Source organism: Streptomyces ortus, assembly GCF_026341275.1.
Taxonomy (GTDB): Bacteria; Actinomycetota; Actinomycetes; order Streptomycetales; family Streptomycetaceae; genus Streptomyces; species Streptomyces ortus.
The window spans coordinates 128265-136260 of sequence record NZ_JAIFZO010000002.1 but is presented as its reverse complement, the minus strand read 5'-3'; the positions used below and the strand labels follow the sequence as shown (position 1 = coordinate 136260).

Annotated in this window: 6 protein-coding genes and 1 pseudogene; 3 read left to right on the top strand and 4 right to left on the bottom strand. The window is 64.6% G+C overall.

Annotated features, from left to right (window positions below; translation table 11 throughout):
- Window positions 1-440 precede the first annotated feature (440 nt).
- The gene (locus tag K3769_RS03465; RefSeq protein ID WP_267031232.1) at window positions 441-2954 is read left to right on the top strand and encodes a DEAD/DEAH box helicase; all 2514 of its coding nucleotides are present in this window, start codon (window positions 441-443) and stop codon (window positions 2952-2954) included.
- 107 nt (window positions 2955-3061) lie between these two features.
- On the opposite strand, the gene K3769_RS03460 is transcribed toward K3769_RS03465, so the two are convergent.
- On the bottom strand, window positions 3062-3232 hold the full coding sequence (locus tag K3769_RS03460) for a hypothetical protein (RefSeq protein WP_267024961.1): 171 nt from the start codon (window positions 3230-3232) through the stop codon (window positions 3062-3064).
- Window positions 3233-3388: 156 nt separating this feature from the next.
- Between K3769_RS03460 and K3769_RS03455 the strand changes: the two genes are divergently transcribed.
- Together K3769_RS03455 and K3769_RS41060 are read left to right on the top strand one after the other, a co-directional pair.
- The gene (locus K3769_RS03455; RefSeq protein WP_267024960.1) at window positions 3389-5884 is read left to right on the top strand and encodes a TerD family protein; all 2496 of its coding nucleotides are present in this window, start codon (window positions 3389-3391) and stop codon (window positions 5882-5884) included.
- A gap of 81 nt (window positions 5885-5965) precedes the next feature.
- Window positions 5966-6111 (top strand): annotated as a pseudogene (locus K3769_RS41060) (hypothetical protein); the annotation flags it as partial.
- Window positions 6112-6958: 847 nt separating this feature from the next.
- On the opposite strand, the gene K3769_RS03450 reads toward K3769_RS41060, so the two are convergent.
- From K3769_RS03450 to K3769_RS03440, 3 genes are read right to left on the bottom strand one after another with little or no spacing between them, the layout of a single operon-like run.
- Entirely contained in the window at window positions 6959-7168 is a 210-nt protein-coding gene (locus tag K3769_RS03450) for a hypothetical protein (RefSeq protein WP_267024959.1), read from the bottom strand.
- Window positions 7165-7602, bottom strand: a complete 438-nt coding sequence (locus K3769_RS03445) for a hypothetical protein (RefSeq protein WP_267024958.1) — start codon at window positions 7600-7602, stop codon at window positions 7165-7167. The genes K3769_RS03450 and K3769_RS03445 overlap by 4 nt, the downstream gene beginning before the upstream one ends.
- On the bottom strand, window positions 7595-7969 hold the full coding sequence (locus K3769_RS03440) for a PadR family transcriptional regulator (protein WP_267024957.1): 375 nt from the start codon (window positions 7967-7969) through the stop codon (window positions 7595-7597). Before K3769_RS03440 ends, K3769_RS03445 begins: the two co-directional genes overlap by 8 nt.
- Window positions 7970-7996 lie beyond the last annotated feature (27 nt).

The following is a 7996-nucleotide window of genomic DNA, read 5'->3' as shown; positions in this document are numbered from 1 at the left end:
ATTCCACTCCGTGGAATGCGGCGGAACTCCGTTCCGCCTACCCGGAATCGCTCCGCGATCCGGGACGGATCCGGCTTCGCCGGATCCTCATCCCGTACAGGCCTGCTCCGCAGGCCTGTACGGTGCTGCCACGCGCTCCGCGCACGGCAGGAAAGCGCAGCAGCGAGAGGATGGGGTTGGTGTCGGCTGCAAACTGAGCCCCGTCGGGTCCGGTCATCGCCGAACAGGTTTCAGTCACTTCCGAGCAAACCGGGTGCGTCACTTTCGTTCCCGGCTTGCTTCTGGGATGATGGCTCAGTACCCCTATCCCTCCCTCAAGGATCCGAAAAGACACCGATCTGTAGGAGTCGAAGGATTCTTCATTTTTGAGCTTGGATGGAATCCGGGTTAAGGACAGACCACCTCCCCAAGTATTGAGAATGCGAGGTCTCGTGACTCAGATGGAATTGCGTCCGCATCAGACTGAGGCAGTCGATAACGTCGTTCGTATTCTCGGTGTACCGCCCGGTGGCCGTATGCCGCCGGAGGGATTGAGGACTCAGGTAATCGCCGCTACCGGCTCCGGTAAAACCCTGATCGGTGCCGAGTCGGCGCATCGGCTTTCGGCCCGGCGTGTGCTGGTTTTGGTGCCGACGCTGGATCTGCTGACACAGATGGCCGGCGCCTGGCGCCGGGCTGGGCGGTCGGGGGCGATGGTCGGGGTCTGCTCACTGCGGGCTGAGGAGAGCCAGGGGCTGCCATGCACGACCGACCCGGACGAGCTGGTCACCTGGATGAGCGGGTTGGAGACCGTCACGGTGTTCGCCACCTACGCGGCAGTCGGACTCGGCATCCTGCAGCGCGCGCACGCCGCGGGCCTGGGGGTGTGGAGCCTGATGGTCGTGGACGAAGCCCACAGGACCAGTGGGGACGGCTTGAAGCCGTGGGCGGCCGTGCACGACCAGGCGCAGCTCCCTGCCGAGCGTCGGTTGTACATGACGGCGACGGCGCGGGTGTGGGAGGCGGAGGGTGAGCGGCCGCGGTTGGTGGCCTCGATGGAGGACGGCTCGCCCGTTTTCGGTCCGGTCGCCTACAAGCTGACGTTGTCCGAGGCGATCGGCCGGGGGATCGTTGCCCCGTACCAGGTCCTGTGCCTGGACATCCGTGACCCCGACCTCTACGCGGCGCTGACCACGGAGGCAACCGGCTCGGACGCGGTGCGTGGGGCGCGGTTGGCGGCCGTGCAGACCGGGTTGATGCGGGCGGCCGTGGAGGAGCGGTTCCGGCGCGTGCTCGCCTTCCACAGCCGTGTCAGCGAGGCCGAGGCCATGGCGGCGTCGGTGCCGGCGGTTGCGGCCCGGCTCGCCGAGGACGACCCCGACACCTACCCGCCCGTGGACCAAGTGTGGTCGGACTGGCTCTACGGCGAGCATGCTCCCGGACACCGCCGTCAGGTACTCGATGAATTCGCCTCTGATTTCCTCGGAGGGGTCGAATATAAAGGCCGTAATGTTCGGGCGGAATTGCGTGTTCTTTCTTCGGTTCGTGTTCTTGGAGAGGGTGTCGATACTGCCGAGTGTGACGCGGTTCTTTTCTCGGATGCGCGTGGTTCGATGGTGGATATTGTGCAGATGGTCGGGCGTGCTCTGCGGCTGAATCCGGATCACGGGAAGCTCGCCACGTTGGTTGTTCCAGTGTTCCTCGGGCCGGGTGAAGATCCGAATGAGTTGCTCACGTCGGATGCCTATACGGCCTTGAGCAAGATCCTCGGAGCCCTGCGGGCGCACGATGCGGAGACGATCGAGGCGCTCGCGGACCCCCGGCTGCGCAACAGCCTCCCGACGGTCGACGGCGGCCGCGGCGAGGACGATCTGCCGGACGGTGAGGACGACGGCCAGGACGACGTCGACCGCGAGGCGGCGCGGGTGTCCGAACGGGCCGCAGGGGTGCTGCGGTTCAGCGAGGAACGCGACCCGGCGGCGCTGACACGGTTCGTGCAGCTGCGCGTCATCGACCCCGAGGGCGCCTACTGGCTGCGCGGCATCGAGGCCGCCACCCGCTGGCTGCGCGAGACCGGCAACACGGAGCTGCGGGTGCCGTTCACGTACGTCACCCCGGACGACTGGGGATCCGCCGGCTCACATCCCTTGGGGGTGTGGGTGGCAGATCAGCGCCGGTACTACGTGGCCGGGTCGCTGGAGGCTTCACGCGTCGCGGAGCTGGAGAAGCTCGGCATGGTCTGGTCGGTCCACGCTTCCGCCTGGGACGCAGGGTTGGAGGTCGCCCGCTCCTACGCAGCCGTCCACGGGCACTGCCTGCCCGCCGCATCCGTCGTCTGGGAGGCGTTCCCACTCGGGGTATGGATGAAGAACCAGCGTGCAGCGGCCCGCAAGAGCGCGGAGAACGCCGCACGGCGCGAGGGCGGGGGGACCGGCGTTACGTATTCCGGAGAGCTGTCAGAAGCCCGCCAGGACGCCCTCGCGGAGGTGGATCCCGGGTGGTGCCCAGCGTGGGAAATCGCGTGGCAACGGGCGTATCGGCTTGCTCTCGCGCACGTGAAGGCCGACGGCGCTCTTCCGGCCGGGGCGGGCGAACTGGTCGTGCAGGGCGAGGACCTCGGGGCCTGGATCACCGCACAGCGGGCGGGATGGGACAAGCTGATGCCCGCACAGCAGTACCTCCTGGAAACCCTCGGCATCGAACCACCCGCGGAGGGCGAGACGGCAGGGCCTGTACGGCGCTCGCAGGACGAACGGTGGAACACCAACCTCGCGGCCGCCCGCCAATTCCACGCCCGCGAAGGACATTTGCGGCCCGCTCGTAAGCACGTCGAAATGATCGACGTGGACGGTGGCGGGGAGGGTGAGCAGGAGGCCGTGAAGCTCGGAGCGTTCCTGGATAACACTCGGAAGCGGGCTGCCAAGCTCAGCCCCGAACGGCGAGCAGCCCTCGATGCGCTCGGCATGCGCTGGTAGAGGTGCAGTGCAGTCGTCTCAGATAGCCCGTGCGAAGTGACTTCCAGCGATTCCGCGCACTTCGGGAAGCTCTCCGAAGTGCGCGGACGTCTTCTGAACGGACCGGGTCAGTTCGGCTCCGTCCCGGTCTTGGTGACGTTGGCGGGCTGTCGCTTGCCGCGTACACGGATGAGTGCCGTCGTGGCTGCTGCAACAGCAGCGGTGATGAGCTGCGCGGGTAGTTCTGTGAGGAGTCCATGGACTGCGAGTTCAAGGGCATGCTGTATGGAAGGGTTCATGAGCTGGTCTCCTACTCGGCTGCTGGCTGAGTTCGTCGCAGCGGGATTAATGATGGTGTTCACGCTCCCGGAGTGAAGCTGGACTGGTCTACTTGTCCTGGGCTGGAGCGGGACAAGCCCAGACAAGAGCGAGTTGTTCGCTGGGCAGGGGGTCGAATGACTGGTACAGGAAGACGAACTCGTCCGTGGGGAGATCTGAAAGGCTCGTCCGCTGAGGACAACGCCGTGGCGAAAGTCCTACGCGGCTGGCTGGATCATGCAGGCGGCATGGGCGTGGACGAAGTGTGGCGGCTCCTGACTCCGGAGCAATTTGAGAAAGGCCGCGTTCCCAGTCGGACCACGGTTGCCTCACGCTTAGCCGGTGTGGCGTTGACCCAGGACTTCGTCGAAGCCATCGCGTTCATCTGCTCACGTAACGAAGCCCACAGGGAGCAGCTGCTAAAGGATGCACATGCTGCCCGTCGGCAGGCACGAGAGCACAACAACCCACAGCCCACTGCGGGAGCGGCGTTCGAAGCGGCTCAGCTGGTCCTCGTGCAGCAGAGATCAATCGACGTCTCGGACAAGCTGCTGCGTGCGCAAGAGCGCATGATGCAGTTGGAGCGCGAGCGCAACGATGCCAATCAGATGGTGCTCATTCTCCTTGCGATGGCGGAAAAACTGCAGCGGGACATCGCCACGTTAGGTCGTCAACGTGACCGCATGCATGGCGATGACCTGGTGCACGAAGAATTGAGAAAAGTACGCGCGCAGCTCACTCACAGTGAAGAGCAGCGGGATACTGCTGAGGCGGACCTGGAGCGAGCCCGAGCTGAACGTCAGAGGGCTGACGAACTGGCTGAAGAAGCTGCCGCGCAGGTTCGTCTGCTGACAGTGGAGTTGGAGCAGCTTCGCGGTCAGGCGCCCGCAGCGTCAGAGGACACTGAAGTAGCGCCGATGGTGCCGGATCCAAGCGAAGCGCTGTCTGGTACTGACGACATTGATGCGGCTCTGAGGAAGGCCAGACGTCACCTGGATGACCGGGCCGATCGGCTGGATCAGCTTGCCAACGAGTTGCACCTGGACAACCTCTCGGACAACTCTCCGACCTCGGGCGGTACGTCGGATAACCTCACGGACAACGCCTTGGCCCCCGCCGCTGAAGACTCCACACTGACGCCGGAGGAAGTCTTCTTCAACGTCCAGTCACTGGTGGGCAGCGGGGAGGTCCAAACGGGTGCGCAGAGCCTGCTCTGTCGGGCAGGCCGGGCACTGTCGGTCACTCAGGCGCTCCAAACGGCCGCCATGCTCCACGACGCCGACCTGCCGATTCAGGCCACTCAGTTGATCTTCGAGGCAGCCGCCAACACACCGGCGGACGAGATGCCCGAGCTGGTTAGCGGTCTGCACGTCCAAAAGCGTGGTGCCGAGCTCTACCAGGTATTGAATCAACTGGCTCGGTCCCAGTCGGCAGCAGCCATCGTTGACACCGTCACGTGCCTGCGTGAAGCAGACCAGCACTCTGATGCGTACCAAGTTCTCAGTGCTGTAGGAAGAGATTGCCCTCCAGCGGAGGTACTGAAGGTCCTGACGCGAGTAGACGAACGCGACACCCAATGGATCCTGGATGCAGCTTGCCGAGACCGTCCCTTGTACGAGCTACCGCAATTGGCGGAAAAACTCCGGAATCTTCGCCCTGACGATGTAAAAACAATCCAACGTGTGCACCGTCAGCGTGAAGAAGCGGAAGCTAGAGAGACCTCCCACGCTTCAGATTCACGACCGCCGTACGAACTGAGTCATGAATCCGAACTTAACGAAATTTTTCATCTGCGCCCTTACGCTTTGGCTGGCGGAGAGACACAACCTCGCCATGAAGTTCCTTTCGGAACCATCGTGCGCACTACGGTCGAAATGTCCACGCTCAGGGGGCAGCTACCCGAGCATCAGCTCATCTGTCGCCTCTGTCGCGAGCCGCATGACATCGATCAGATCGCAGAAATACTTTCCATTCCGATTGGAGTCGCCAGAATCCTCGTAGGGGATCTTTTGAAATCCGGCTTACTGACTATTCAGTCAGATTCAATACAGCTAAACAAGGGAGATAGCATCGAGTTGGCATCAGAGGCGTCCGGAGGTACGCTCATCATCGGCGTGGGATGGGAAGTCCCTGCCAATAAGGATTGGGCCTTCAACGTGAACGCATCGGCAATCGCGACGAGAGACAGAATAGCCCATTCTAGCGAATACTTTATCTTCTATAAGAATTTAAGATCCCCAGAAAATGAAATTACCCATACAGGAATGCACTCCGGGAGGAACGGAGACAAACAGACGATCGTCGTGCACCTCGGGGTGCTGCCGACAGAAATCAACAAAGTTGTATTCCCTGTATCCATTCGCAACGCCGAAAAAGAAGGGGGCAACTTAGGTAGCCTCCGCAACACGTACATTCGCATCGCCACTCCTAAAGGTCGCGAGATCGCTCGCTATAAATTCGGCGAGGATGCAGCCACCAATAATTCCCTGCTCGCCACCGACACTGCTCTACTTGCTGGCGAGCTGCACCGTTACGACGGAAAGTGGGAGTTCCGCGCTCTCGGCCGCGGATACCCCTCGGGGCTGGCCGGGGTCGCGTTGGACTTCAGCGTCGGCATCGACTCCGATGGGTGAAACAGGAGCCTGAGAGCGCTATCACAAGTGGGCAGGTGTCGAGCCGCCCGCGCAATGCCTGGCTGCCGGCCCGGGCCCGGCGTCGTCGCCGACTTCACCATGCGGGCCAAGAACAGGGCATCGCCGTCGGCCCCGGCTCCGCGGCCGGCTCGATCGTCGCCTGCGCCATGGGCATCACCGACCTCTACCCGATCCCACACGGACTGATCTTCGAGCGGTTCCTCAACCTCACTCCCAACCAGCGGAGGTTGCCGGGGCCGGCATGTGCTCGTGGGGACGCTCACGTGTTACTGCGGGCCCGCTCCCTGGTCGCACGAGGGCGGGCCGCAGGTGCTGCCGTCAGCAGGGGGTAGCTGACAGTTCCTCGCCTGGATCAGTAGCGGCTCTGGCCCCAAAGGATCAAGAGGCTGACCGCACCGCTGCCCACGCCGTACGCGGCGCCGCAGATCATCTGGTTCTGGACACTACGCCCATGACGGGCCGCCCATTTCCGCAGGTAGCGGACTACCCGGGGGCCGGGAGTGCCCATGTTGCTAGTCTTCAAGTGACACCTTCTTGCGTGAGTTGCGTGACATGGGTGCCGCATGGAGAGCCCTCCCGGCCTTCGGCCTAGGAACCTTGCCGGGATGACAGGGCTCTTCTTGCGCTTCCGCCGAGCTGGTGACGACATGGCTGTGGCCCTCGTCGTACAGCCGGACACCGCAGCACTGGGCTGCACACCAACCCTTGCAGCCCGCGAGCAGTCATTCCAGAGCTCCACTGTGCAACCTTCTGCAGGGGTCGGCGGTCGAACCCAGAGACAAGCAGTGCTCTGCCTCCGAACTTCCGTCGTCACACGAGCACCGTCATTACCGAAACCGCGAGCGGTCGTAGCCGAAAGCGCTGCCCCTGCCCAACGGTTTCGGTGCCAGCGCGCACCAGGCCGGTCAGCAGTGCGGGGCTGAGGGCTTCGGCCTGGACGGTGGCGTGCATGTGGCCGTCGCGTCGGGTGTACGCGTACTTCCGCGGGGCCCGTACGCTCGTGCGTGGGCGCCCGCAGCCAGCTCGAATGGCTGCGGGCGCCCTTCGCGGTCGTCACGGACCGGTCAGCAGGTGCAGCCCCATGGTGCTCGCGCCGGACCCGCAGAGACCGGCGAGGATCACCCCGGCCGCGCTGCCGGCGCTGAAGAAGGTGAGTACACCGACCACCGCGCCGATGACGACGGCGGCCAGCAGGATGAGCAGGGTCCGCTGGGAGATCAGCGGGGGCGCGCCGGATCCGGGCGGCGAGGGCGGCGTGCTCATGCCGCCTCCTTCTCACGTCCGGTGCGCACGGTGAAGGTGTACCGCGGCATCGCGGCCAGCTGCCGCAGCACCCATACCCAGCGCGCCCGCCGCGACGGCAGGTCCGCGAGGTAGCCCCGCTGCTCCTCCAGCCAGTCCTCACGCTCGACCGATGGCAGCAGGCCTGCAGCACCACGCAACAGACCGACACCGGGCAGCACCTTCTCCTCCGCGCACCGTGCGTCCAGCGCCTTCTGGTCCGCGCGCAGCGCGGCCAGCGTCTTCACCTGCGCGCTCATCGCCTCATGCTCCGCGCGCAATGCGACCAGCCGCACCTCTCGCTCCTCCACCAGCTTCTGAAGCCGGGCTTGCTCACGGTGCAGACGCCTCCTGAGCGTCTGCCTATGCAACGCCGCCGTCACCGACGGCTCGCTGTCGTCCCCGGCGTCATACATGTGTGCCTCCAGCGAGACCGGGCCGGCCGACGATGCGACTGGTGGCACGGGCGGAAGCGGTGGCCGCGGCAAGGGCCAGCGGGGCTGTCTGGGCTCCCTTGTCGGTGAGGCGGAAGAAGCGGCGGCGGGGACGACCCTCTTCCTCCGCGATGTCGTCCTGTTCCCAGTAGCGCTCGACCCATCCGGCCTGGCGGAGGCGTTCGAGCAGGGGGAAGAGGGTGCCGTTGGGCAGGTCGGTCATCTTCGACAGTTCCAGCCCGTATAGCCCGGTGGTCAGGACCGCGCTGCGGCGTTCGCCGCCGGCGTCCTGGCCCATCAGCGCGCGCAGCACGGTCTGCGTATGCGGGGTCATCTTCGGTTCGGCCATACCGTCAATCTACCTAGGTCGATACCC

What these genes read in the sequence shown, in the direction of transcription:
- K3769_RS03465 (WP_267031232.1), top strand. Translation starts at nt 441, where the DNA reads ATGGAATTGCGTCCGCATCAGACTGAGGCAGTCGATAACGTCGTTCGT.
- K3769_RS03460 (WP_267024961.1), bottom strand. Translation starts at nt 3,232, where the DNA reads ATGAACCCTTCCATACAGCATGCCCTTGAACTCGCAGTCCATGGACTC.
- K3769_RS03455 (WP_267024960.1), top strand. Translation starts at nt 3,389, where the DNA reads ATGACTGGTACAGGAAGACGAACTCGTCCGTGGGGAGATCTGAAAGGC.
- K3769_RS03450 (WP_267024959.1), bottom strand. Translation starts at nt 7,168, where the DNA reads ATGAGCACGCCGCCCTCGCCGCCCGGATCCGGCGCGCCCCCGCTGATC.
- K3769_RS03445 (WP_267024958.1), bottom strand. Translation starts at nt 7,602, where the DNA reads ATGTATGACGCCGGGGACGACAGCGAGCCGTCGGTGACGGCGGCGTTG.
- K3769_RS03440 (WP_267024957.1), bottom strand. Translation starts at nt 7,969, where the DNA reads ATGGCCGAACCGAAGATGACCCCGCATACGCAGACCGTGCTGCGCGCG.